A 23125-nucleotide genomic window follows, 5' to 3' on the forward strand; every position below is an offset into this window, starting at 1 on the left:
ATCCTGTCCCCGCAACCAAATGGTCCCGTGGTGTAGTGGTTAACATGCCTGCCTGTCACGCAGGAGATCGCCGGTTCGACCCCGGTCGGGACCGCCATTTATGTTGGCTCGGTAGCTCAGTCGGTAGAGCAGAGGACTGAAAATCCTCGTGTCGGCGGTTCGATTCCGTCCCGAGCCACCATTTTTTTTATGCCGGCTTAGCTCAATTGGTAGAGCAACTGACTTGTAATCAGTAGGTTGGGGGTTCAAGTCCTCTAGCCGGCATCATTTAGGGGCATAGTTTAAAGGTAGAACTGAGGTCTCCAAAACCTCCAGTGTGGGTTCGATTCCTACTGCCCCTGTAAGTATATGGGCCTATAGCTCAGCTGGTTAGAGCGCACGCCTGATAAGCGTGAGGTCGATGGTTCGAGTCCATTTAGGCCCACCATATATTATTCCGCAGTAGCTCAGTGGTAGAGCTATCGGCTGTTAACCGATCGGTCGTAGGTTCGAGTCCTACCTGCGGAGCCATGGCCCGTTGGTCAAGTGGTTAAGACACCGCCCTTTCACGGCGGTAACACGGGTTCGAATCCCGTACGGGTCATACAAAAAAGAGTCAGCATTATGCTGGCTCTTTTTTATTTTGTTGATCCTTTTTATCATTTTACTTTCCAGAAATAAATAAAGGAATTTTGGAAAAGCTATGGTATGTATAAAAAGGAGGAAATAAATAATGACACGAGTTAGAGACTTAATGAGTACCCATATTGTACATTGTACACCGCTAGACAATGTATATGAGGCAGCTGTAAAAATGAAGGAAGAATCGGTTGGGTTAATTCCTGTTGTTGAAAATGAGCAAGTTGTTGGGCTTGTTACTGATCGAGATTTAGTTGTTCGAGGGATTGCTGAAAAACATCCTGGATCTAATAAAATTACAAATGTAATGACAACAAATATTATCTCAGTTTCTCCAAATGATTCTATTGAAAAAGCTACAGAGCTAATGGCACAGTATCAAATTAGACGGTTACCAGTAGTTGATAGTGGTCAGCTTATTGGCATGTTAGCACTAGGAGATTTAGCTATAAGGGAATCGGCAGATGATCAAGCTGGATTTGCCTTGAGCGAAATCTCAGAGCGTACAGAGTAAATTGAAACTTTAATTAACCGAGATTTTAATGGTCACTCATAAAGAGCTAAATTATATATAAAGTTCAGATGCATTATTCTAGTATATATGGATTAAACTAATATGTTAGCGTGATGTATCTGAGACATTATATAATAAGGATAAGGTTAATAATTTCCACAGTTTTTTTAAATTTGTTATTCTTCATTTTTAATAAGAGAAAAGATGATATACTGATAGATATAAGTATTATGAGGGATTTTGAATATAACAATATTAATTTTTAGTGGTGCGATAATAAATTAATATTTCCTACGTAGATGAAAAGGGAAGGGGAATTATATGAAGGCTGTACAGGGCGATCCAAATTGGAATTTGGTTACAGATACATATATAGAACCAAATAATTTCGCTGAATTATTTTCTTTGCTTGTACCTTGTCACCCAAAAGGTGAGGGGAAAGAACGAACTATATTAGTATGGAAAGAGAAAGAATTTTATAAAGAAGAAAATTTAGCGGCATTTATCGTATATGGCATGAATAAAGTAAAGAATTTACCGCAGTTTCATAAAGATGAAATTCCAACTTTAGTGCGTATTCTTCGCTTATGCCAAGAGATTGGTTGGTATGAAGAGGCAAATGCTTTTATGATAGAGCAAGGATTAGCTGAGTTTGTTCATACTTCATTGGAATATGAAACATGGGATCTTTTGACGCAATCAGTTGCTTTAAACTATTTAATTATTAAACATCGTATCGGTGAATTGACAGATAGGGATATTGAAATTTGGGATAGAGTTAAATTTAATGAGAAATGTATAACAGATTGTAAACATCTATTATCTCATAAAGAAGTATTGGAATTTACATTCTTTTATATGTGCAAGAGAGCGAAATCATTATCAAAAGAGCAATTAAATAGTGATATGATGAGTTTAGCAATGTATTGTAATACTTTTGTATATGATTTATATACACATGATTTATTACGGAAATATCGTAAGTGTACAGATTTCCTATCATATTATGGACCTAGTCAGGCAGTTTTAGCATGTCAAAGAGCTGTATTATCTCAAATTTCCGATCGCTTAGACCCGTTGAAAACAACGCATGTAGATGATTATTTATATGTGATGAAAGAAATGATGGAGCATATGACGATAGGGGTAATGGATCGATACGGTCATTTTATTGGAAAGTTACTATCTTATGTGCCATTTTTCGAAATGATACAAGTTCCACAGCATGCATATTATTGTGAAGAATTACTGTATATTTGTAAGGGCATTGAATATAAAGAAGAAACACTACGCAATTATATATTTATACAATTACATGATTGTTTACCATCATTCTTTAGGCTATTTCTTAAAAATAAGCGTTACGCAACGATTCATGATATTCTTTTCTATTGGTGCGATGACGAACAACGAATGAGCTTAGAGAAAAAATATAATCTGAGCTTTATTTATGAAAAATATGCTTGTGGATAAACAAAATTTTCGATATGAAAAATTAATATAAATTAAAAAGGATCTCCAGTTTATGTGAGATCCTTTTTTGTTAGTAAAACAAGGAGAAAGTGATTAAGACAAGAAACAACATTCCATATAGGAGAAGTTGTGCAGTATAACTTCCTTGTATACCAAAAAAAGTATTGGCTTTCTTATACAAATTCAATATGTATTTTATTGGAGTATCTTTGACAGATTGGTACACAGTGTCTCCTCTTTCTAAGCTTCTTGTTTTTGTTTTTGGTTATAAGGGACATTAATATATCTAGCTACAAATAATAAAACAGCCATAAAGAATACTGGAAATACAGTAGATAAATAAAAGCCATTACTAATTATATTTGTTATGAGAGCACTCAAAAGAAATATAGCGTTATAAATATGGGCAATTTTTTGTTTTAGTTGCACTTGAAATGATTCCATCATAATTTCTAATGCAACAAAAGCAATAATAATAGATAAAAATACAATGTTTGTATTGTAAATGATTAAACAACAGATTAAACCTAAAAAGGCTACGTATTCAATTATAAGAGGTATATTGCGTGGCATACAATTTACCTAACTAAATATGGCAGTGGATTTACTGCATTTGTTTTTTCAAAATTCCATTCTCCATTATGTAATTCAAAATGAAGATGTTGCCCGTATGAATGACCTGTGTTGCCCATATGACCTACTAATTGTCCAGCTTGTACTTGATCACCAGTTTGTACAGTGCGATCCTTCATATGAGCATAAACAGTTGTATATAATTTCCCATTGATTTGATGCGCAATGAACACAACATTTCCATAGCTAGCTGAATAATAAGATTTCACAACTTTACCTGCAGCAGCAGCTTGGATAGAGACGTTCCCTGGAGCAGCAATATCTATACCATAATGCATTTGTTCCCAGCGTATATCAAAGGTTGAGCTAATTCTTCCTTGAGCAGGGAATTTGAAAGCAGCTGGAATAGATGAAGGCTGATCTGTTTTAGCCTGTGGTTGATTTTGTACTACATAGTGTTTTGCTACATATCCGTATCCTGTGCCAAAACGAATTTTATACCAAGTTCCTACAGTTTCTACTACTTGTACTTGTGTACCGTTTTGTAATGAACCGAGTAGAGCGCTACTTGTACTGGTGTTGCTACGTACATTCAGATTAGGTGTTGCAACAGTATATTTTGTATTATTTTGAACGGTGATTCCTTTTACTAAGGGTTGTGAACCATTAGAGATGAATGCTTTTTGTACGTAACCCGTTTGGCCATTATGTGATATTTTATACCATTCGCCTTGATCTTCTTGAACGGTAATAAACTTGCCATTTGGTAATACATCTAAAATGGAAGATTCTAAATTAGGTTCAGAGCGAACGTTTAATGCATTAGCATTGACGATGTATTGATCATTAGATTGAAGTTTGTTTTTTAGTAAAATAGCATCCTTTTGTACATAACCTACTTTATTATGAACAGATACTTTATACCAACCATTAGTTGTTTCAAGGATGTTCACTTTTGTATTAAAGCGAATTGTATCAATTGATGTGCTTTTTACGTTATCTTCTGTATGTAATGCTACTTGATCGACTTTGACATACCCAGTTTTAACATTAGGTAATTGTTCAGCGTTTGCTTTTTGTACATTTGTTTCACCCATAGAAGGAAGTAAAGAAGCAATCGCTACAGTAGTTGCTGTTAAAGTAGTAGCTTTCATATTCATGGAATAGAGACCTCCTCTAGTTGTATAGTTGTAATTTTATTATAGTATAAAGATATAATATAGTGGGTGTATTCACATAAATGTAATATGAAATCAATATAAAAATAAATTTTTTGAGGATAATGATTCCTTTTTATACAATTAATTTGGGTTTTATTTTCTAAAATAGAATGTATGTATTGTATAACTTCAATATTTCGTTGATAATTAAGAAAATTAAAACAGTTGATGATGTCTTATTAGGGTGTTATACTGACAGTGATAATTTTATAGTTTGCTAGGAGAGCTGGTGTTGCCAGCTGAGAGTAGGCCGTAAGCCTTTGATCCTTTTTATTACCTGATCTAGATTATGCTAGCGTAGGGAAGCAATTCGGACACTAACAATGAGTCCCCGTTTCTTTGCGTATAGAAACGGGGCTTTTTTATTTGAAAATTTCATATTGAAACCACTAGGGGTGCTTGATTTGCTGAGAGAGGAATAATCCTTAACCCTTATAACACCTGATCTAGGTAATACTAGCGAAGGGAAGTGGAACATCGAATAAATGTATAATTTTATTTGCTGTAACCACTTCTTATATATAGAAGTGGTTTTTTATTTAGATACATATATTGAAAGGGGATAGAGAAATGAAATTTTGCGATAGATTATTAGAAACTGTGCAACCGGTTTGGGAGATGAGTCATAATCATCCGTTTGTAGTGGGTATGGGAGATGGCACGTTAGAAAAAGATAAATTTCAGTATTATATTATTCAAGATTATTTATATCTGCTAGATTATGCAAAGTTATATGCGATTGGTGTTGTAAAAGCAACGAATCCACAAGTAATGGGAAAGTTCGCTGAACAAATTGATGGGATATTAAATGGCGAAATGACAATCCATAAACAATATGCAAAAAGACTTGGAATTTCTATAGAGGAGATAGAGTCTGCGAAACCATCTGCTAAAAATTTAGCTTATACAAATTACATGATGTCTGTATCTCAAAATGGCACACTTGCAGAATTAATAGCAGCGCTTCTTCCATGTATGTGGAGCTACTGGGAAATTGGAAAGCGTTTAAATGATATTCCTGGAGCAAGAGATCATGAGTTTTTTGGTGAGTGGATTCAAGGATATAGTTCGGAAGAATACGGTAATCTTTGTATTTGGTTAATAGATTTATTAAATGAAATGGCAGTTGGAAAGTCTGAGAAAGAACTAGATAGATTAGAGGAGATTTTCTTATATTCCAGTCGATTTGAATATTTATTCTGGGATATGTCCTATCGTAAGGAGATGTGGGGATTTGAGGAGCAAGAACATACTACAGTTTCATAATGTTTCTTTTCATTACGATGAGAAACCAATCATCCATGAATTAAATGCTTCTATACATGAGAAAGAGTTTGTCAGTATTATCGGACCGAGTGGATGTGGGAAAAGTACTTTATTTCGCCTTATTACAGGCCTAGAGAAGGTAAGTACTGGACAGATAGAACTGACAGAAACAAAGCACCATCCTGTAGGATATATGCCGCAAAAAGATATGCTTTTGCCGTGGAGAACAATTATTGAGAATGCTGCTCTGCCGCTAGAGTGCCAAGGTGTACAGAAGAAAGAAGCACAAGTAAAGGCAAAGGAACTGTTATATAAATTTGGTTTACAAGGATATGAGACAAAACATCCGAAAGATTTATCTGGTGGTATGAGGCAACGCGTATCTTTTATCCGAACTTTGTTAACGGGCGGGGAGATATTGTTATTAGATGAACCGTTTAGCGCGTTAGATGCTTTAACGAAGGCCTCTTTGCAAGAATGGCTGTTTGAACAATGGCAAGAGTGGGAAAAAACAATTTTATTCATTACTCATGATGTTGAAGAAGCGTTATTTCTTTCGAACCGAGTTTTAGTAGTGGAACAGCAGCCGATAAAGACTTTGACTGAGCGGATTGTACCACTTGATCATAACAGAACACGAAAAGATTTATATAAACCGGAAGTATTAGCGCTGAAAGATGAGCTTCTTAGTATGTTACAAAGGCAGGTACTTGTGTGATGAACCGATTGAAAGAATTAGTTCCTGCTATTACACTTTCTAGTATTTTACTAGCTGTGTGGGAAATAGGAGCAAGAATTGTAGATGAGATGTACATTTTACCGTCACCGTCTGCGATTGTAATGAAGATATGGAAACTAAAAGACATATTATTTACGGTTCATTTACCTGCAACGTTATACGTCGTTTTAATAGGTGTTGTTATTTCTATCGTATTAGGTGTAGGGCTAGCGATGTTAATGAATGCGAGTACATGGATGGAAAGAGCATTTTATCCATTATTAGTTGCTTCACAAACGATTCCGATTACTGCGCTTGCTCCGCTATTTGTTTTATGGTTTGGATACACAATTTGGAGTAAGGTTGTTGTCACAGTTTTAATTACGTTTTTCCCGATTGCGGTCAATACGTATGATGGACTGCGTAGTACAAAAAAAGAATGGGAGGAGCTCTTAGTTATATATGGAGCAACGAAAAGAGATATTTTTCTTAAATTAAAGTTGCCGTCTGCTCTTCCTTATTTTTTCTCAGCTTTAAAAATTGCAGTTCCGCTTAGTGTTATCGGAGCAGCAATTGGAGAATGGCTCGGTGCACAAGCTGGACTTGGATATTTCAGTAAGAGAATGATGACTCAGTTAGATGGAGCTGGCGTATTTGCACCCATTGTATTGTTATCATTATTAGCTATTTTCTTCGTCGTACTTATTTCCATATTAGAAAAGAAATTCATTAGTTGGAGGAAGCATTCATGAAATTTTTAAAGCGCATCTTTGTGTTTACATTATTAATTGCAATGATTACAGGATGTTCGAGTAATTCAGCATCAGAAAAAAGTAAAAAAGAGAAAGAAATAACAGTCATGTTAGATTGGTATCCAAATGCGGTACATAGCTTTATTTATGCAGCAATTGAAAAAGGATACTTTAAAGAAGAAGGTGTAAAGGTAAATATTAAATTCCCTTCTAATACGACTGATCCATTAACATTGGCAGCAGCAGGGAAGGTGACAGTTGGCTTGTATTATCAGCCAGATGTTGTTATGGCAAGAGCAAATGAGCAAATTCCAGTGAAATCAATTGGGGCTGTCGTACGTTCACCATTAAATCATGTCGTATCGCTGAAATCAGCGGGCATTCAATCACCGAAAGATTTAGAAGGGAAAACAGTAGGATATTCTGGGACACCTTTAAGTGAGATGTATTTAAAAACGATGGTAAAAGAAGCTGGTGGTAATCCTGATACAGTGAAAGTAGTTGATGTTGGATTTGATTTAGTACCAGCCTTAATTACGAAAAAAGTGGATGCGGTAACAGGGGCATACATTAATCATGAAGTACCGGTTATGCGTCATGAAGGCCATGAACCAGCTTACTTTAATCCAGCTGATTACGGAGTACCGAACTATCATGAACTTGTGTTTGTAACAGGTGATAAAACGTTGAAAAAAGATAAAGAAGCGTTGCAAGCTTTCTTACGTGGTACGAAAAAAGGCTATGATTTCATGAAGAAAAACCCAGATGAAGCATTGAATGTTTTATTAAATCATCAAGAAAAAGAAAACTTCCCACTTGTGCCAGAAGTTGAAAAGGAAAGTATGAAAATTTTATTAGAGAAGATGGAAACGAAAGATGAGCCATTTTTATCAGATTCAAAAGAATCTTGGGAGAAACAAAATAAATGGCTGAAGGACAAAGGAATGACGAAAGAAACCGTTCCAGCCGATGAACTATTCGAAAATATTTTAAAGTAGGCGAATGAATATGAAAAATGAGCTCCACGTAATCTCAAATGGCCATATGCCATTCGAAGAGTTAGTGAATGTAGCGATGCAAATTGAGAGTGAGATTGATTATTTGCATATTCGTGAGCGTGAGAAGAGTACGAAGGAGTTATATGAAGGTGTGGAAAGTCTTTTAATGGAAGGCTTTCCCGCTTCTAAAATTGTTATAAATGATCGAATTGATATTGCAATTTTATTAAATATTCCTCGTGTTCAACTAGGGTATCGAAGCACAGATGTAAAGTCAGTGAAAGAAAAGTTTTCGTATTTGCATGTCGGTTATTCTGTGCATTCGCTAGATGAAGCGATAGTAGCATTTAAAAATGGAGCGGATTCACTCGTTTATGGTCATGTATTTCCGACAGATTGTAAAAAAGGTGTGCCAGCGAGAGGGCTTGAAGAAATTTCTGACATTGCAAGGTGTTTATCTATACCGATTACAGCAATTGGAGGAATTACTCCAGAAAACGCAGTGGATGTCCTTACTAACGGTGTAAGCGGTATAGCAGTTATGTCCGGAATTGTAAGTAGTAGTGACCCGTATAGCAAAGCGAAATCTTATAAGGAATCAATAAGAAAGTGGGCGGAAAAACATGTGTGAGAAGTATGATGTAGCGATTATTGGTGGTGGTGTAATTGGTAGTTCAGTTGCACATTTTCTAGCAGAAAGAGGACATAAAGTAGCGATTGTAGAGAAGCAAAGAATTGCATCGGAAGCTTCAAAAGCAGCTGCTGGTCTACTTGGTGTTCAGGCAGAATGGGATGCGTATGATCCGCTATTTGAACTTGCTAGAGAAAGCCGAGCTATATTTCCACAACTTGCAACAGTTTTACGTGAAAAGACGGGTATTGATATTGGATATGAAGAAAAAGGAATTTATCGTATTGCTCAAAATGGAGATGAGAAGAAAAGAATCCTTCACATTATGGATTGGCAGCAAAAAACAGGTGAAGATTCCTACTTTCTAACGGGAGACCATGTGCGGGAAAAAGAGCCGTATCTATCCGAATCCATTATAGGAGCAGTATATTATCCGAAAGACGGTCATGTTATTGCACCAGAGCTTACGAAAGCATTCGCACATTCTGCGGCAATGTCAGGTGCTGATATATATGAACAGACAGAAGTATTTGATATTCGTATTGAAAATAATAAAGTGACTGGAGTTATTACAAGTGAAGGTATTGTCACATGTGAGAAAGTCGTTATTGCAGGAGGTTCATGGAGCACGAAGTTACTCAATTATTTTCACCGCGATTGGGGTACATATCCAGTTAAAGGAGAAGTGGTTGCGGTAAGAAGTAGAAAACAACTTTTAAAAGCACCTATTTTTCAAGAAAGATTTTACATTACTCCAAAGCGCGGTGGACGTTACGTAATTGGGGCAACAATGAAGCACCATACGTTCAATAAAACTGTGCAGCCAGAAAGTATAACTTCTATATTAGAGCGTGCTTATACAATATTGCCAGCTTTAAAAGAAGCAGAATGGGAAAGCGCGTGGGCAGGATTAAGACCACAATCGAATCATGAAGCTCCTTATATGGGAGAGCATGAAGAAATAAAAGGTTTATATGCTTGCACGGGCCATTATCGGAACGGTATTTTATTAAGTCCTATTTCTGGCCAATATATGGCTGATTTAATAGAAGGAAAGCAAGAGAATCATTTGCTAGATTCATTGCTTTCTAGAAGAGTTTAGAAAGGGGATGGAAGTTTGAATTTAAAAATTAATGGTAACCAAATTGAAGTGCCAGCGAGTGTAAAAACAGTAGCTGAGTTACTTACACATTTAGAGCTAGATAACAGAATTGTTGTAGTAGAGCGTAATAAAGATATTTTACAAAAAGATGATCATACAGATACATCTGTTTTTGATGGAGACCAAATTGAGATTGTAACTTTCGTAGGAGGCGGTTGATTATGTTGAACATTGGACCATTTTCATTTCATTCTAGACTTTTATTAGGTACAGGTAAATTCCCTGATTTTGACGTACAGCAAAAGGCAATTGACGTTTCTGAAGCTGAAATTTTAACGTTTGCAGTACGTCGTATGGATATCTTTGATGCAAAGCAACCTAATTTATTAGAGAAACTTGATGTGAAAAAATATACGTTATTACCAAATACAGCAGGGGCAAAAAATGCTGAAGAGGCTGTTCGCATTGCAAAATTAGCAAAAGCGTCTGGGCTTTGTGACATGATAAAGGTAGAAGTTATTGGTGATGATAGAACGTTATTACCGGATCCGGTAGAAACGTTAAAGGCATCTGAAATGTTACTGGAAGAAGGATTTATCGTACTTCCGTACACATCTGATGATGTTGTATTAGCACGTAAATTACAAGAGCTTGGCGTGCATGCGATTATGCCAGGAGCATCTCCAATCGGATCAGGACTTGGTATTGTAAATCCATTAAATTTGGGCTTCATTATTGAACAAGCGACAGTACCAGTTATCGTTGATGCTGGTATTGGTAGCCCAGCTGATGCGGCATTTGCAATGGAATTAGGAGCAGATGGCGTGTTATTAAATACAGCTGTATCAGGAGCAAAAGATCCTATTAAAATGGCGCAGGCAATGAAACTAAGTATTGAAGCAGGCCGTTTAGGATTTGAAGCAGGTCGTATTGCACGTAAGCGCTGTGCAACTGCAAGTAGTCCTTTAGAAGGAATGAGCGTAGTTGAATAATCGATATTCTCGCCAAGAACTATTTTCTCCAATTGGAGCAGAAGGGCAGCAAAAGATAAGAGAAAAGCATGTACTTATTATCGGTGCAGGTGCATTAGGTAGTGCAAATGCAGAGATGTTTGTAAGAACAGGTGTTGGCAAGATAACAATTGTTGACCGTGATTATGTAGATTGGAGTAATTTACAAAGACAACAATTGTATGCAGAGAGCGACGTAAAGAATAATCTCCCAAAAGCTATAGCGGCTAAAAAACGTTTAGAAGAGATTAATAGCGATGTAACAATAAAAGCTCTCGTTCAAGATGTAACAGCTGAAGAGCTAGAAGAACTTGTTACAAACGTCGATGTAATTATTGATGCGACTGATAATTTCGAAACACGCTTTATTGTGAATGATATAGCACAAAAATATTCTATTCCATGGATTTACGGTGCATGTGTAGGTAGTTACGGTCTTTCTTACACAATCCTTCCTAGTAAAACACCATGTTTATCATGTTTATTACAGTCGATTCCGCTTGGCGGGGCAACATGTGATACAGCGGGTATTATATCACCTGCTGTATCTCTTGTCGTTTCTCATCAAGTAACAGAAGCTCTTAAACTGTTAGTAGAAGATTACGAATCACTTCGAGATGGGCTTGTATCGTTTGATATGTGGAAGAATGAGTATTTATGTATGAATGTACAAAAGCTTCGCCAGCATAATTGTCCTTCATGTGGAGAGAATGCATTGTATCCATATTTAAATAAAGAGAACACATCAAAAACAGCAGTTTTATGCGGGCGAAATACAGTTCAAATTAGACCACCTCATAAAGAAGAAATGAATTTTGAACAATATAAAGAGTTGCTGGAAGGTCGCGTGAATGATTTAAATGTAAATCCATATTTATTATCATTTTCTGTTGAAGACAAGAGGTTAGTCGCCTTTAAAGATGGCCGTGTGCTCGTACATGGAACGAAAGATATAAGCGAAGCAAAAACGATTTATCATCGCTATTTTGGATAGAAAAGGATGAGTGGGATGAAAGTGAATAAAGCTTTAACAATTGCAGGATCTGATAGCGGCGGCGGTGCTGGAATTCAGGCGGATTTAAAAACCTTCCAAGAGCTTGGTGTATACGGAATGACGGCTATTACGGCAATTACTGCTCAAAACACGCTTGGCGTTCAAGGGGTATATCCTGTTCCGTTAGAAGGTATTACAGAACAGCTGAATTCAATTGGTACGGATTTAACACCAGATGCAGTGAAACTAGGAATGTTATTTAGTAGTGAAATAATTCAAATTGTTGCAGAACAAATTAAAAAATTTGGCTGGAATAATATTGTGCTAGATCCCGTTATGATCGCAAAAGGCGGTGCATCATTATTACAGCAAGAAGCAGTTCATGCATTAAAAGAATATTTATTACCAGTAGCAACCGTTATAACACCGAATGTTCCAGAAGCAGAAGTGTTAACTGGGATGGAGATTCATAATGTTGAAGATAGTAAGGAAGCTGCAAAAGTATTGCACAAATTAGGTGCTAAATATGTGCTTATGAAGGGCGGACATGCAGAATATCAAGGTAATGAAGTAATTGATTTCCTCTTTGATGGAGAAGAATTTATTGAGTTTAGAAGCGAGCGAATTCCTTCAAAGCAAACGCACGGAAGTGGGTGCACATTTGCTTCAGCGGTTACAGCAGGACTTGCGAAAGGATACTCAATTGAAGATGCTGTTCAAGAAGCAAAACGATTTATTAGTATAGCAATTGAAGAGCCATTGAATATTGGTAGTGGTCATGGACCGACGAATCATTTTGCATATAAAGTGAATAGAACGCGTGTATAGATAAGTGAAAAGCCAGTTTTATAACTGGCTTTTTTTCTGTTTACTTTTTCAAAATACAGGAGTAATATATCAGCCAGAATATATTTTTTTGTAAACGCTGAGTCCAATTATATGGAGCGGAGGAACCAATTTGTGCAGTGTCACTAGGGGTGAATCTTTCAAATTTGAAAGTAGGGCTACTCTCAAAGCCCGAATCCGACAGCTAACTTCGTAAGCGTCTTGAGAGAGGACGGTGCCATGATGGATACATCACTTCATCGATCTGATTAGTATAGGGGAATATCAATCTATGTTTGATTTCTTTTATACTAAGGAGGATGAGGTACATGGAACTAACACTTATTTGTGTTGGAGAAGAAAGTAAGGTAAATAGTTTAAGAGATCTAGTATCATTTCAACATGAGTTAATTATTTTTACAGCAAATGAAGAGATAGCGGCTGAAGTTAGGAATTGTGGGTTTGATTGGACTTATATCTGCAGTAAGGAGCAGGACTTTACTAGTATTTGTGAGTGTATTAAGAAGGTGATTTTACTAGGGGATGAGCTTCCAATCGTTAGTTTTTTCACAGAACACATTCGCTTTTCTTTTCAAGCACCTATTACTGTTGTTACAAGGAATAAACGATATCCAGCGAGGCTCTATGAAACAATTGGAGCTAAGTTTGTCGTGTTTACAAATTGTGATAATATTTCTTTTTTATTTTTTGAATAGGGCGGGGGAAGAAATGATGAAGGTACTATTACTTGGAGATATAGCAAATCGTTGGGCAGTATCGGTAGAGCGAGTTCAAGAATTGGTTCAGATTGATCCCCTTTTTCCCGGGCCATATATTATATTACCGTCAAAAGATGCTTTGTATTTAGAGATGGATATTGCCGAGTATGAGCAGCTACATGCAGAATTGACACAAGTTTATATTCGTGGGAGAAATTTACGTGCATTTTTACGAGGAGAATAAAGGTTGAATAAAAAAGAGCGAATGCTGAGTGCAACAAGCTATGCACTTCATGATTCGCTCTTTTTATTTCATATTTAAAAGGTCATTTTTAAGAAAAGAAAAGAGAAATAAAGAAAATAGATGAAATAATAGTAATAATCTTCAATGTAAGCGTTTAAATGAATGTAAATATTATTATTTTCAGCAATTTCCCCCTTTACAAGTGAAATATAGAGGAGTATATTTACTCTCATAAATCATTCATAAAATTTCCAAAAAAACCTAAAATCGCTGAGTTCCAGAAATGGAGCGGGGGAACCAATTTTGTGCATCGTCACTTGGGGTGAATCTTTCAGTTTTGAAAGTAGGGCTACTCTTTAGGCCCGAATCCGACAGCTAACCTCGTAAGCGTTTAGAGAGGAGGTTTACTTTTTGTTGTTCATTTTTTGAACACTGAGTAGAGCTCAGTGTTCTTTTTTAATATTTAAATGGTAAATTTTAACAAAAGAAGAGAGGGATAGTTATGTTAGATGTTGTAATGGTCGGGATTTTTATTTTATTAGTTGCATCGATGGCAAGTCTTGCAAGTTGGTCAGATAAAGTTGTGAAAGAAGGAAAGCAATCATGATGATTGTCTTATCGGTTATTGTCGCAGTAATTACAGTGTATTTAGTGTATGCATTATTAAATCCAGAGAAGTTTTAATTAGGGGGAATCATTCATTATGATTTGGGTTGCAGTCATTATTACAATGCTCTTGTTTATTTTAGTAGCAAAGCCAACGGGGATTTATTTAGAAAAAGCTTTTCAAGGTAGCAAAACGTTAGATAAAGTATTCGGGCCTTTTGAAAAACTTATTTTTAAAATTACGGGTGTAAAAGCATACAATCAAACGTGGAAACAGTACGCATTATCATTAGTTTTATTAAATGGATTTATGATCGTTGTCGTATACTTCATTTTCAGATTACAAGGTGTGCTGCCACTAAATCCAGCGCATATTGAAGGGATGGAGCCTACGCTCGCTTTTAATACAGCAATTAGTTTTATGGCTGATACAAACTTACAGCATTATAGCGGTGAAAATGGTTTATCTTATTTATCACAATTAATCGGAATTACATTTTTAATGTTTGCGGCACCAGCAACGACATTAGCGCTCGTTATGGCTTTTATAAGAGGACTTGCTGGAAAAGAACTTGGTAACTTTTTCGTTGATTTTACGAGAGCGTTAACGAGAGTGTTTCTTCCTATCGCATTTATTGCGGCACTAGTTTTTGTCGCACTTGGCGTACCACAAACGTTAGATGGGGCGGTTACAGCACAAACGATTGAAGGTGCAAAGCAAAGTATTTTACGTGGACCTGTTGCATCATTCGTTTCCATTAAGGAACTTGGAAATAACGGCGGTGGATTTTTCGGAGCAAACTCTACGCATCCTTTCGAAAATCCAGGACAAATGAGTAATATTTTGCAAATGATGCTTATGATGTTATTACCAACAGCACTTCCATTTACGTACGGACGAATGGTCGGAAATAAAAAACAAGGTCGCATCCTTTTCGTGTCACTATTTATGGTATTTTTACTAGGGTTTATAACGATTACGACATCTGAACTAAACGGGAACCCGGCATTAAATGGAATGGGTATCGAACATGTACAAGGAAGTACAGAAGGGAAAGAAGTACGATTTGGAACAGTATTTTCTTCACTATACGCAACAGTAACGACAGCTGCTGAAACAGGCGCTGTTAATACGATGCATGATACGTTAACACCAATTGGTGGTCTAGTTCCCCTCGTAAATATGATGTTAAATACAGTGTATGGCGGAGTTGGAGCAGGCTTTGTAAACATTATTATGTATGCAATTATCGCGGTGTTTATATCTGGGTTAATGGTTGGACGGACACCAGAGTTTTTAGGTAAAAAGATTGAAGGTAAGGAAATGAAATTAATCGCAGTCACGATTTTATTTCATCCATTGCTCATTTTAGGATTTTCGGCATTAGCTCTTTCAACAAATTTAGGAACGGATGCTATTTCTCATTCCGGTTTCCACGGTTTAACACAAGTTGTATATGAATATACATCGTCAGCTGCGAATAACGGATCTGGATTTGAAGGATTAGGAGATAATACACCGTTTTGGAATATTACGACTGGTTTAGTTATGTTTTTAGGACGCTACTTCAGTTTAATTACGATGCTAGCTGTGGCAGCTTCGTTGAAAGAAAAAACGGTAGTGCCAGAAACAGTCGGAACGTTCCGTACAGATAATAGTTTATTTGGTGGCATCTTCATCGGAACGATTGTAATTGTTGGTGCATTAACATTTTTCCCGATGTTAGTACTCGGACCAATTGCAGAATTTCTTACATTGAAGTAATGGAGGGTACATGATGAGACCGGTAGTAGTAAAAGAAAAACAAGTAAATGAGACACAAATACATGCTGTAGAAGATGAGGTTAGACAAGCGAAAACGATGGATCGTGATATCGTAACACATGCGATGAAGCAATCCATTGCGAAATTGAATCCGAAAGTCATGATAAAGAATCCGATTATGTTCGTTGTGGAAATTGGGTTTATCATTACGTTCATTTTATCTTTTCTTCCAAGCAGTTCTAGTAGTATACCAGGATGGTTTAATATAACAGTTTCTCTTATTCTATTATTTACAGTTTTATTTGCGAATTTTGCAGAAGCATTAGCAGAAGGTCGCGGTAAAGCGCAAGCCGATTCTTTAAAACAGTCGAAGAAAGATGTGTTTGCAAATGTTGTAAAAGAAAATGGAGACATTGTCCAAGTTTCAGCAACTGATCTTAGAAAAGGTGACGTTGTTATCGTAAAACAAGGAGAAATGATTCCGAATGATGGTGAAGTAATCAAAGGATTAGCGTCTGTAGATGAATCTGCAATTACAGGAGAATCAGCTCCTGTAATAAAAGAAGCGGGTGGTGATTTTTGTTCCGTAACAGGTGGAACGATGGTGGTAAGTGATGAAATTACAATTGTCATTACGAGTAATCCTGGTGAATCATTTATCGACAAAATGATTTCTTTAGTAGAAGGAGCTGCTCGTCAAAAAACGCCAAATGAAATTGCTTTAAATACAGTATTAACGAGCTTAACTCTTATTTTCTTGATCGTCGTTGTGACGTTGCCGATTTTTACAAATTATTTAGGTTTTCAAATTGATACAGCTGTACTCGTAGCATTGTTAGTATGTTTAATTCCAACGACAATTGGTGGTTTGCTATCAGCGATTGGTATTGCTGGGATGGACCGGGTGACAAAATTTAACGTGCTAGCGATGTCAGGGAAAGCAGTAGAAGCTGCGGGCGATATTAATACAATTATTTTAGATAAAACAGGTACGATTACTTTTGGAAACCGGATGGCTCATACATTATTGCCTGTAGGAAATGAAACGATTGAGCAAGTTGGAAAGTGGGCTGCTATTAGTTCTGTTTTAGATGAAACGCCAGAAGGTCGATCTGTTATCGAGTATGTGCAGGGAAAATCTATATCATATAATAGAGAACTTGCAGAACAAGGGGAGTTTGTTCCGTTTAAAGCAGAAACGAGAATGAGTGGTGTTGATTTACAAGACGGAACGAAAGTGAGAAAAGGTGCTGTCGGTGCCGTTATTGAATGGGTTGGGTCACAAGGTGGAACAATTCCGAAAGATGTAAATCAAAAAGCAGACTTAATTTCAAAAGAGGGCGGAACACCACTTGTAGTTGCAGTAGATAATCGTATTTACGGTTTAATTTATTTAAAGGATACAGTAAAACCGGGTATGCGTGAGCGTTTTGAACAGTTGCGCCAAATGGGGATTAAAACGGTTATGTGTACAGGTGATAATCCGTTAACAGCAGCAACGATTGCAAAAGAAGCAGGAGTAGATGAATTCGTTGCCGAGTGTAAACCAGAAGATAAAATTGCGGTTATTAAAGCAGAGCAAGATAAAGGGAAACTTGTAGCGATGACAGGTGATGGTACAAATGATGCTCCGGCATTAGCACAGGCTGACGTTGGATTAGCGATGAATAGTGGTACGACAGCAGCGAAAGAAGCGGCGAACATGATTGATTTAGACTCGAATCCGACGAAAATTATTGAGGTTGTAGGAATTGGTAAGCAATTGTTAATGACGCGAGGTGCGTTAACGACGTTTAGTATTGCGAATGATATAGCGAAATATTTTGCGATTATTCCAGCGATGTTTACACTTGCGATTCCGCAAATGGAAGCATTGAACATTATGAAATTAACATCACCACTGTCAGCGATTTTATCAGCATTAATATTTAACGCTGTTATTATTCCATTACTCATTCCGTTAGCGATGAAAGGTATTGCATATAAACCGATGAGTTCTAATGCATTGCTTAGCCGAAACTTACTTATTTATGGGCTTGGCGGAGTTATCGTTCCGTTCATTGGAATTAAAGTAATTGATATAATTGTCGGCTTGTTCATATAAGGAAGAGGGGAAAAAGATGGAGAAGAAACAAAGTATACTATCACCAATCATCCGTATTACTTTTACATTTCTAGTGTTGTGCGGTCTTGTATATCCACTTATTGTTACAGGTATTGCGCAAGCAGTAATGAAGGATAATGCGGATGGAAGTCTAATATATAATGATAAAAATGAAGTGATTGGTTCTAAATTAATCGGGCAAAATTTCACGGATCCACGTTATTTTCAAGGGCGTGTTTCTAGTATTGAATATAAGGCTGAAGCATCTGGTTCAAATAACTATGCACCATCTGATCCAGATTTAGCAAAACGAGTAGAGAAAAGTATTGCAGACTGGAAGGAAAAAAATCCAGCTGTTCCAGTTACAGAAGTACCGATAGATTTAGTGACAAATTCAGGTTCAGGACTAGATCCGGATATTAGTCCACAAGCGGCTTCGGTGCAGGTGGATCGCATCTCGAAATTAACGAATATTCCGAAAGAAAAACTTAATCAATTGATTAAAGATCAAACAGAAGGAGCTGCACTTGGTTTATTTGGAGAAGATCGAGTGAACGTCTTAAAGCTAAATGTAGCATTACAGAAATTAATGAAATAGTAACAGTGCTACCTCAATCTAACGGATTGAGGTAGCGTTGTTTCGAATGAAAGGCGGTTTTTATTTTGTATGCAGATGACTATGAACCGAAGTTTCAAAGGCGAACGCCAGAGGAATATTTAGAATATATACGGCAACAAAATCGCGGAAAGTTAAAGCTATATGTAGGGGCAGCTCCAGGTGTAGGAAAAAGTTATAAAATGCTCTTTGATGCAAGAGAGATGAAAAAAGATGGAATTGATATTGTAATTGGTTTAATTGAAACGCACGGGAGAAAAGAGACAGAAGAAGCAATTGCTGATTTAGAAAAAGTTCCTTTAAAAGAAATACAGTATAAAGGAAAGGGATTTTATGAGCTTGATGTGGAAGGAATTATAAAACGTGCGCCGCAAGTAGTGGTGGTGGATGAACTCGCGCATAGTAATGTTCCTGGTTCTAAACATAAGAAACGTTATATGGATGTACAGGAATTGCTAGATGCGGGTATATCGGTATTATCAGCTTTTAATATTCAACATTTAGAAAGTGTTCATGATATTGTAGCTCAAATTACGAATGTAAAAGTAAGAGAACGAGTTCCAGATTTTATTTTACAAAAAGCAAATGAAATTCAGCTCGTTGATGCAACGCCCGAGGTATTAAGGAAGAGACTAATAGACGGAAAGATATATAAAGAAGAAAAAATTCAGCAAAGTTTACAAAATTTCTTTACGCTTAATAATTTAGGAGCACTTAGGGAATTATCACTTCGTGAAGTGGCAGATGATATGGACGAGAAAATTAGCCAAACAGTAATAGAACCGATTGGCGTAAAAGAAAAAATTCTTGTTTGTGTACAATACAGTTCAACAGCGGAGAAATTAATACGACGGGGATGGCGCATGGCTGATCGGTTAAATGCTGAATTGTACGTATTAAACGTTGAGAGGGAAAATATAGATTCTCTTTCAGCAGGTAAAAAACAAACGATTGAAGAGTGGAAGACGCTCACGAATCAATTTGATGCGAGTTTTGTATTAGAAGAGGCGAAAGGAAGAAAGCCAGCAGATGTTATTATTGAAGTCGCAAAAAGATTACAAGTAACGCAAATTTTACTTGGACAATCGGCTAGAACAAGGTGGGAAGAAATACGAAAAGGCTCTATTGTAAATGAGATTATGAGGCAAACGAGGTATATTGATATTCATATCGTTGCGGATCAAAGAGTTTAAAATAGAGCCGACCTTTTTTGGGGCTCTATTTTGCTTTTTGTACAGAATGAAAACTTGGCATTTTTATTGCATATAAGATTACAAGTAAAAACATAATTGCGCCTAGGAAGAAAATCCAAAAGTAATTTTGGTTAAATAAAAGAAATCCACCTATAAGTGGCCCTGTGCCCATACCAAGATAGCGGATGAAGTTGTACATACCGATAGCTGTTGCACGTTCTTGCACGAATTCTTCTGTTAATAAAGTAGTGTGAGTTGGCATAGAAAGTCCCATACTACAACCGTACAAAGATGTAACGATAATGATGAATGGGATATTGATTTTATATGTGAAAGAGAATAAAACGACACATATAATATTGAAGAAACTCGTAATAAATAAAGTTTGCTTTGTTGTGAGGCGTTTTTGCAAAAACTTGTAGCAAAAACTTCCTAGCATGATAGAAAGAGACATTGGTACAAACATAAGACCAATTGCATTTGCAGCTAAATGAAATGAATTTGCTAAAATGCTCGGTAAAAAAACGAGAAAGCAAAAGTAAATACAAAATTGAATGAAGCCAATAAGAGTAATAGAAAATCCAGTTGTATTTTTTAAGATAAGAGAGTAATTCTTTTGGGATTTAGATTGCGTAATTATATTTGGCTTTGTTTCCGGGAGTAGTGAAATGTTTATGATTAATAAGATGATGCCAATTGTAGATAAAAAGAGAAAGACAGATAAGTGGCCATGTATACTGCCGAGATAACCACCTATGAGAGGGCCAATTGCGGGTGCGAGAGCAAGTAACATTTGGTATAGGCTCATCGCTTCACCTCGTTCTTTTCCCTCAAATAAATCACCAATAATTGTTGCGGCAACTATGGGTATAGCTGCAATTCCTAAAGCTTGAATGGCTCTAAAGAATAAAAATAAATAGATGTTTGATGAAAAAGCACAACCAATTGAGCCGATTGTACTAATAATTAAACTAGGAATCAAAATAGATTTTCTCCCTCTTATATCAATTAAAGGCCCGTAAATAAGCTGCATAATCGCAAGAACGAATGTGAATAGTGAAACGGTTAAATTTACAAGATAAAAAGAAGTATGAAAAGAATTTTGAATCATCGGTAAGATAGGTGTGTAAATATTTTGAGTGAAGGAACCGAGTAAGGCACTAATACAGACAACATATAAAATGAAATTTAGTTTAGATTTTTTCATAATGTTAACCTCCTTGTAATTTAGTTTCCTTGGAAACTAAATTTATTTTAACATGATTTTCTAACTTGTAAAGATGAAAAAATGATTTTAAAATGGTATATAGTTAAATTGTTTCTTCGGAAACTTAGGAGGCGAACGGATTGAAGCATGCAACGAAACAAATGGAAATACTTTCAGACATTCGTACACTTTTGCATAAAAAAGAAGAACATTTAAAACGACAAAACGAGAAGTTTCTTCGTGAGACAGGTGTAAGTGATATGTCTTTATCTGAGTTACATGTTATCGAGTGTATCGGAAAAAATGGTTTGATGAATGTAACGGCAATTACGGCAGAAATGGGCATGACGAAGGGTGCAATCTCTAAAATATGTACAAAGTTGTTTCAAAAGCAATTCGTTGAGAAGATGCAAATGTTAGATAATCAAAAAGCAATTTTCTTCCGCTTAACGGAAAGAGGAAATGAAATATATAAAGCGCATGAAAAATTGCATAAACAAGCTGAAGGAAAGTGGCTGTTACTTTTAGATGGGTATACGAAAGAAGAGCAAGACTTTATTCAAAGGTTTATAAAGGATGTCACCAATCATTTGGAAATATAATTGGAAGAAAAAATTCCTTCTTCTCAAGCCTTTTGAATATAATTTCTGAAAGAACTCATATATAATAGAAAAAGATACTTAACATAGTGAATAATTAAAGAGTCAATATATAGAGGAGAGAGTAACATGCTTGAAAATACCGGGTTAGTATTAGAAGGCGGCGGTATGCGTGGTGTATATACGGGCGGGATACTAGAATACTTTATGGAACAAGATTTATATTTTCCATATGTAATTGGTGTATCAGCTGGTGCTTGTCATGCAGCGTCGTATCTTTCCAAACAAAGAAATAGAAATAAAACGGTCAATATTGATTATGCATCACATCCGAAATATTTATCGTATAAAAATTTATGGAGAAAACGTCAGCTATTTGATATGGATTTCATTTTTCATGAAATTCCAGAAAAACATGTGCCGTTTGATTTTGAAACATACTTTAATAGTCCGGAACGTTTCCTTGTAGGAACAACAGATTGTGAAACAGGACAATCTGTTTATTTTGAAAAAGAAGGAACGAATGATGATGCGCTAAATTTATTACAAGCGTCTAGTTCATTGCCTTTCATTGCACCGGTAGTAAATTACCGTGGTAAACAACTGTTAGATGGCGGGATTTCTGATCCGATTCCAGTTCGTAAAGCGCAAGAAGACGGATTTAAAAAATCAGTTGTTATTTTAACGAGAAATCATGGCTACGCAAAGAAAAAATCAAAATTCGGATGGATTGCAGGAAAAGCCTATAAAAAATATCCGAATCTTGTTAACACGATGCTCAATCGTTATGAAGTGTATAATGAAACACTTCACTACATTGAAAAAGAAGAACAAGCCGGGAATTTATTTGTTATTCGCCCAGAAGTGCCGCTTCAAGTAGATCGTATGGAAAAAGATACAGCAAAACTACAAAATTTATATGAGCAAGGCTATGAAGATGCAAAGAGACAATTTGCAGATTTACAGGCGTTCTTGCAAAAATAATAAAAAGGCTGTGGAGAAGAGTTTCTCTGCAGTCTTTTTTATTATTCGTTTCAATGCCGAATGTTGGTTATACACGTTTTTAGGGTATGGTATAATATGGATAAATGTATGTGGAGAGGTGATACATATGAAAAATGTATATAAAGGACTTAGGCATACCGGATTTACTGCAATGCTTATTTTTGGAGGGGTATTTCTACTTCGCTGGCTCATACATGATGAGATGCTACTGGATCAGCTTATTGGATTTAGTGTAGGAATGGTAATGGTTGTTTCGTCAGTTTTCATTCAAAAGTATAGTAAAGAATTACAGATGAATGAGAAATATTAATAATTTTTAACTGCTGTTATCTTTTTCATAGTTTAGTAATCGTGGAGGCTTTCGTGTGATTGT

26 protein-coding genes, 7 tRNA genes and 4 riboswitches are annotated in these 23125 nt (G+C 36.2%); of the genes, 30 read left to right on the plus strand and 3 right to left on the minus strand.

Annotation, left to right across the window (positions count from 1 at the left end):
• Window positions 1-21 precede the first annotated feature (21 nt).
• The 9 genes from ACTJJY_RS26105 (at window position 22) to ACTJJY_RS26145 (ending at window position 2605) form a co-directional block, all read left to right on the plus strand.
• Window positions 22-97, plus strand: a tRNA-Asp gene (locus tag ACTJJY_RS26105).
• An 8-nt stretch (window positions 98-105) separates the two neighbouring features.
• Window positions 106-181: transfer RNA gene (locus ACTJJY_RS26110), tRNA-Phe, on the plus strand.
• Window positions 182-191: 10 nt separating this feature from the next.
• Window positions 192-264, plus strand: a tRNA-Thr gene (locus tag ACTJJY_RS26115).
• 6 nt (window positions 265-270) lie between these two features.
• Window positions 271-341, plus strand: a tRNA-Trp gene (locus ACTJJY_RS26120).
• 9 nt (window positions 342-350) lie between these two features.
• Window positions 351-427: transfer RNA gene (locus tag ACTJJY_RS26125), tRNA-Ile, on the plus strand.
• A gap of 8 nt (window positions 428-435) precedes the next feature.
• A tRNA-Asn gene (locus ACTJJY_RS26130) sits at window positions 436-510 on the plus strand.
• A gap of 1 nt (window position 511) precedes the next feature.
• Window positions 512-583 (plus strand) — tRNA-Glu (locus ACTJJY_RS26135).
• A gap of 129 nt (window positions 584-712) precedes the next feature.
• A complete protein-coding gene (locus tag ACTJJY_RS26140) occupies window positions 713-1132 on the plus strand; it encodes a CBS domain-containing protein (protein WP_000199012.1) in 420 nt (139 codons plus the stop codon).
• A 321-nt stretch (window positions 1133-1453) separates the two neighbouring features.
• Window positions 1454-2605 carry a DUF3965 domain-containing protein gene (locus ACTJJY_RS26145; RefSeq protein ID WP_223617971.1) on the plus strand — a complete coding sequence of 384 codons (1152 nt, stop codon included), beginning with the start codon at window positions 1454-1456 and terminating at the stop codon, window positions 2603-2605.
• 240 nt (window positions 2606-2845) lie between these two features.
• Here ACTJJY_RS26145 and ACTJJY_RS26150 read toward each other — a convergent pair whose 3' ends face one another.
• Together ACTJJY_RS26150 and ACTJJY_RS26155 are read right to left on the minus strand one after the other, a co-directional pair.
• Complete coding sequence (locus ACTJJY_RS26150; protein ID WP_001137823.1) at window positions 2846-3178, minus strand: hypothetical protein; 333 nt, start codon at window positions 3176-3178, stop codon at window positions 2846-2848.
• A 5-nt stretch (window positions 3179-3183) separates the two neighbouring features.
• Window positions 3184-4338 (minus strand): SH3 domain-containing protein, encoded by a 1155-nt coding sequence (locus ACTJJY_RS26155; RefSeq protein ID WP_440606960.1) that lies wholly within the window; start codon window positions 4336-4338, stop codon window positions 3184-3186.
• A 269-nt stretch (window positions 4339-4607) separates the two neighbouring features.
• Window positions 4608-4719: riboswitch (TPP riboswitch) on the plus strand.
• A gap of 60 nt (window positions 4720-4779) precedes the next feature.
• Window positions 4780-4883: riboswitch (TPP riboswitch) on the plus strand.
• 85 nt (window positions 4884-4968) lie between these two features.
• Here ACTJJY_RS26155 and tenA point away from each other — a divergent pair.
• From tenA to kdpDN, 18 genes are all read left to right on the plus strand, one after another.
• Window positions 4969-5664, plus strand: a complete 696-nt coding sequence (tenA, locus tag ACTJJY_RS26160; RefSeq protein WP_000666826.1) for a thiaminase II — start codon at window positions 4969-4971, stop codon at window positions 5662-5664.
• Window positions 5633-6382 (plus strand): ABC transporter ATP-binding protein, encoded by a 750-nt coding sequence (locus tag ACTJJY_RS26165; RefSeq protein ID WP_440606961.1) that lies wholly within the window; start codon window positions 5633-5635, stop codon window positions 6380-6382. Before tenA ends, ACTJJY_RS26165 begins: the two co-directional genes overlap by 32 nt.
• Window positions 6382-7134: an ABC transporter permease gene (locus tag ACTJJY_RS26170; RefSeq protein ID WP_440607000.1), complete on the plus strand. Its 753-nt coding sequence runs from the start codon at window positions 6382-6384 to the stop codon at window positions 7132-7134. Before ACTJJY_RS26165 ends, ACTJJY_RS26170 begins: the two co-directional genes overlap by 1 nt.
• Window positions 7131-8132 carry an ABC transporter substrate-binding protein gene (locus tag ACTJJY_RS26175; RefSeq protein ID WP_440606962.1) on the plus strand — a complete coding sequence of 334 codons (1002 nt, stop codon included), beginning with the start codon at window positions 7131-7133 and terminating at the stop codon, window positions 8130-8132. The genes ACTJJY_RS26170 and ACTJJY_RS26175 overlap by 4 nt, the downstream gene beginning before the upstream one ends.
• A 10-nt stretch (window positions 8133-8142) precedes the next feature.
• A complete protein-coding gene (gene tenI / locus ACTJJY_RS26180; RefSeq protein WP_000787167.1) occupies window positions 8143-8763 on the plus strand; it encodes a thiazole tautomerase TenI in 621 nt (206 codons plus the stop codon).
• Window positions 8756-9865, plus strand: coding sequence for a glycine oxidase ThiO (gene thiO, locus ACTJJY_RS26185; protein ID WP_000333304.1), 1110 nt, complete (start codon window positions 8756-8758; stop codon window positions 9863-9865). Before tenI ends, thiO begins: the two co-directional genes overlap by 8 nt.
• Before the next feature lie 15 nt (window positions 9866-9880).
• Window positions 9881-10084 (plus strand): sulfur carrier protein ThiS, encoded by a 204-nt coding sequence (gene thiS, locus ACTJJY_RS26190; RefSeq protein WP_001049502.1) that lies wholly within the window; start codon window positions 9881-9883, stop codon window positions 10082-10084.
• A gap of 2 nt (window positions 10085-10086) precedes the next feature.
• Window positions 10087-10857, plus strand: coding sequence for a thiazole synthase (gene thiG / locus ACTJJY_RS26195; protein ID WP_000931980.1), 771 nt, complete (start codon window positions 10087-10089; stop codon window positions 10855-10857).
• Complete coding sequence (thiF, locus tag ACTJJY_RS26200) at window positions 10850-11869, plus strand: thiazole biosynthesis adenylyltransferase ThiF (RefSeq protein ID WP_440606963.1); 1020 nt, start codon at window positions 10850-10852, stop codon at window positions 11867-11869. The genes thiG and thiF overlap by 8 nt, the downstream gene beginning before the upstream one ends.
• Window positions 11870-11884: 15 nt before the next feature.
• Entirely contained in the window at window positions 11885-12697 is an 813-nt protein-coding gene (gene thiD, locus ACTJJY_RS26205) for a bifunctional hydroxymethylpyrimidine kinase/phosphomethylpyrimidine kinase (RefSeq protein ID WP_063546492.1), read from the plus strand.
• A gap of 85 nt (window positions 12698-12782) precedes the next feature.
• Window positions 12783-12930, plus strand: a riboswitch (cyclic di-AMP (ydaO/yuaA leader).
• A 93-nt stretch (window positions 12931-13023) separates the two neighbouring features.
• Entirely contained in the window at window positions 13024-13410 is a 387-nt protein-coding gene (locus ACTJJY_RS26210; RefSeq protein WP_440606964.1) for a hypothetical protein, read from the plus strand.
• 13 nt (window positions 13411-13423) lie between these two features.
• Window positions 13424-13657 carry a hypothetical protein gene (locus ACTJJY_RS26215; RefSeq protein ID WP_440606965.1) on the plus strand — a complete coding sequence of 78 codons (234 nt, stop codon included), beginning with the start codon at window positions 13424-13426 and terminating at the stop codon, window positions 13655-13657.
• A gap of 258 nt (window positions 13658-13915) precedes the next feature.
• Window positions 13916-14061, plus strand: a riboswitch (cyclic di-AMP (ydaO/yuaA leader).
• A 98-nt stretch (window positions 14062-14159) separates the two neighbouring features.
• On the plus strand, window positions 14160-14264 hold the full coding sequence (locus ACTJJY_RS26220; RefSeq protein WP_000887894.1) for a SipW-dependent-type signal peptide-containing protein: 105 nt from the start codon (window positions 14160-14162) through the stop codon (window positions 14262-14264).
• Window positions 14264-14341, plus strand: coding sequence for a K(+)-transporting ATPase subunit F (kdpF, locus tag ACTJJY_RS26225; protein WP_225988584.1), 78 nt, complete (start codon window positions 14264-14266; stop codon window positions 14339-14341). The genes ACTJJY_RS26220 and kdpF overlap by 1 nt, the downstream gene beginning before the upstream one ends.
• Before the next feature lie 19 nt (window positions 14342-14360).
• The gene (gene kdpA, locus ACTJJY_RS26230) at window positions 14361-16028 is read left to right on the plus strand and encodes a potassium-transporting ATPase subunit KdpA (RefSeq protein ID WP_000638330.1); all 1668 of its coding nucleotides are present in this window, start codon (window positions 14361-14363) and stop codon (window positions 16026-16028) included.
• Window positions 16029-16041: 13 nt separating this feature from the next.
• Entirely contained in the window at window positions 16042-18132 is a 2091-nt protein-coding gene (gene kdpB, locus ACTJJY_RS26235) for a potassium-transporting ATPase subunit KdpB (protein WP_001248009.1), read from the plus strand.
• Between the two features lie 16 nt (window positions 18133-18148).
• Entirely contained in the window at window positions 18149-18730 is a 582-nt protein-coding gene (kdpC, locus tag ACTJJY_RS26240; RefSeq protein ID WP_440606966.1) for a K(+)-transporting ATPase subunit C, read from the plus strand.
• A gap of 65 nt (window positions 18731-18795) precedes the next feature.
• The gene (gene kdpDN, locus ACTJJY_RS26245; RefSeq protein WP_440606967.1) at window positions 18796-19941 is read left to right on the plus strand and encodes a KdpD-like non-kinase potassium sensor; all 1146 of its coding nucleotides are present in this window, start codon (window positions 18796-18798) and stop codon (window positions 19939-19941) included.
• A gap of 25 nt (window positions 19942-19966) precedes the next feature.
• Here kdpDN and ACTJJY_RS26250 read toward each other — a convergent pair whose 3' ends face one another.
• Entirely contained in the window at window positions 19967-21148 is a 1182-nt protein-coding gene (locus tag ACTJJY_RS26250; RefSeq protein ID WP_440606968.1) for an MFS transporter, read from the minus strand.
• 140 nt (window positions 21149-21288) lie between these two features.
• On the opposite strand from ACTJJY_RS26250, the gene ACTJJY_RS26255 reads away from it, so the two are divergent.
• The 3 genes from ACTJJY_RS26255 (at window position 21289) to ACTJJY_RS26265 (ending at window position 23062) form a co-directional block, all read left to right on the plus strand.
• The gene (locus ACTJJY_RS26255; RefSeq protein ID WP_440606969.1) at window positions 21289-21750 is read left to right on the plus strand and encodes a MarR family transcriptional regulator; all 462 of its coding nucleotides are present in this window, start codon (window positions 21289-21291) and stop codon (window positions 21748-21750) included.
• Between the two features lie 126 nt (window positions 21751-21876).
• Complete coding sequence (locus ACTJJY_RS26260) at window positions 21877-22731, plus strand: patatin-like phospholipase family protein (RefSeq protein WP_440606970.1); 855 nt, start codon at window positions 21877-21879, stop codon at window positions 22729-22731.
• A gap of 127 nt (window positions 22732-22858) precedes the next feature.
• Entirely contained in the window at window positions 22859-23062 is a 204-nt protein-coding gene (locus ACTJJY_RS26265; protein WP_440606971.1) for a hypothetical protein, read from the plus strand.
• Window positions 23063-23125 lie beyond the last annotated feature (63 nt).

Source organism: Bacillus sp. 22475, assembly GCF_052044835.1.
GTDB lineage: Bacteria > Bacillota > Bacilli > Bacillales > Bacillaceae_G > Bacillus_A > Bacillus_A cereus.

What these genes read in the sequence shown, in the direction of transcription:
- ACTJJY_RS26175 (WP_440606962.1), top strand. Translation starts at nt 7,131, where the DNA reads ATGAAATTTTTAAAGCGCATCTTTGTGTTTACATTATTAATTGCAATG.
- kdpA (WP_000638330.1), top strand. Translation starts at nt 14,361, where the DNA reads ATGATTTGGGTTGCAGTCATTATTACAATGCTCTTGTTTATTTTAGTA.
- ACTJJY_RS26145 (WP_223617971.1), top strand. Translation starts at nt 1,454, where the DNA reads ATGAAGGCTGTACAGGGCGATCCAAATTGGAATTTGGTTACAGATACA.
- thiD (WP_063546492.1), top strand. Translation starts at nt 11,885, where the DNA reads ATGAAAGTGAATAAAGCTTTAACAATTGCAGGATCTGATAGCGGCGGC.
- ACTJJY_RS26170 (WP_440607000.1), top strand. Translation starts at nt 6,382, where the DNA reads ATGAACCGATTGAAAGAATTAGTTCCTGCTATTACACTTTCTAGTATT.
- kdpB (WP_001248009.1), top strand. Translation starts at nt 16,042, where the DNA reads ATGAGACCGGTAGTAGTAAAAGAAAAACAAGTAAATGAGACACAAATA.
- ACTJJY_RS26140 (WP_000199012.1), top strand. Translation starts at nt 713, where the DNA reads ATGACACGAGTTAGAGACTTAATGAGTACCCATATTGTACATTGTACA.
- tenA (WP_000666826.1), top strand. Translation starts at nt 4,969, where the DNA reads ATGAAATTTTGCGATAGATTATTAGAAACTGTGCAACCGGTTTGGGAG.
- ACTJJY_RS26220 (WP_000887894.1), top strand. Translation starts at nt 14,160, where the DNA reads ATGTTAGATGTTGTAATGGTCGGGATTTTTATTTTATTAGTTGCATCG.
- ACTJJY_RS26265 (WP_440606971.1), top strand. Translation starts at nt 22,859, where the DNA reads ATGAAAAATGTATATAAAGGACTTAGGCATACCGGATTTACTGCAATG.
- ACTJJY_RS26250 (WP_440606968.1), bottom strand. Translation starts at nt 21,148, where the DNA reads ATGAAAAAATCTAAACTAAATTTCATTTTATATGTTGTCTGTATTAGT.
- ACTJJY_RS26150 (WP_001137823.1), bottom strand. Translation starts at nt 3,178, where the DNA reads ATGCCACGCAATATACCTCTTATAATTGAATACGTAGCCTTTTTAGGT.
- kdpF (WP_225988584.1), top strand. Translation starts at nt 14,264, where the DNA reads ATGATTGTCTTATCGGTTATTGTCGCAGTAATTACAGTGTATTTAGTG.
- ACTJJY_RS26210 (WP_440606964.1), top strand. Translation starts at nt 13,024, where the DNA reads ATGGAACTAACACTTATTTGTGTTGGAGAAGAAAGTAAGGTAAATAGT.
- ACTJJY_RS26215 (WP_440606965.1), top strand. Translation starts at nt 13,424, where the DNA reads ATGATGAAGGTACTATTACTTGGAGATATAGCAAATCGTTGGGCAGTA.
- kdpC (WP_440606966.1), top strand. Translation starts at nt 18,149, where the DNA reads ATGGAGAAGAAACAAAGTATACTATCACCAATCATCCGTATTACTTTT.
- ACTJJY_RS26260 (WP_440606970.1), top strand. Translation starts at nt 21,877, where the DNA reads ATGCTTGAAAATACCGGGTTAGTATTAGAAGGCGGCGGTATGCGTGGT.
- thiG (WP_000931980.1), top strand. Translation starts at nt 10,087, where the DNA reads ATGTTGAACATTGGACCATTTTCATTTCATTCTAGACTTTTATTAGGT.
- thiO (WP_000333304.1), top strand. Translation starts at nt 8,756, where the DNA reads ATGTGTGAGAAGTATGATGTAGCGATTATTGGTGGTGGTGTAATTGGT.
- ACTJJY_RS26155 (WP_440606960.1), bottom strand. Translation starts at nt 4,338, where the DNA reads ATGAATATGAAAGCTACTACTTTAACAGCAACTACTGTAGCGATTGCT.
- tenI (WP_000787167.1), top strand. Translation starts at nt 8,143, where the DNA reads ATGAAAAATGAGCTCCACGTAATCTCAAATGGCCATATGCCATTCGAA.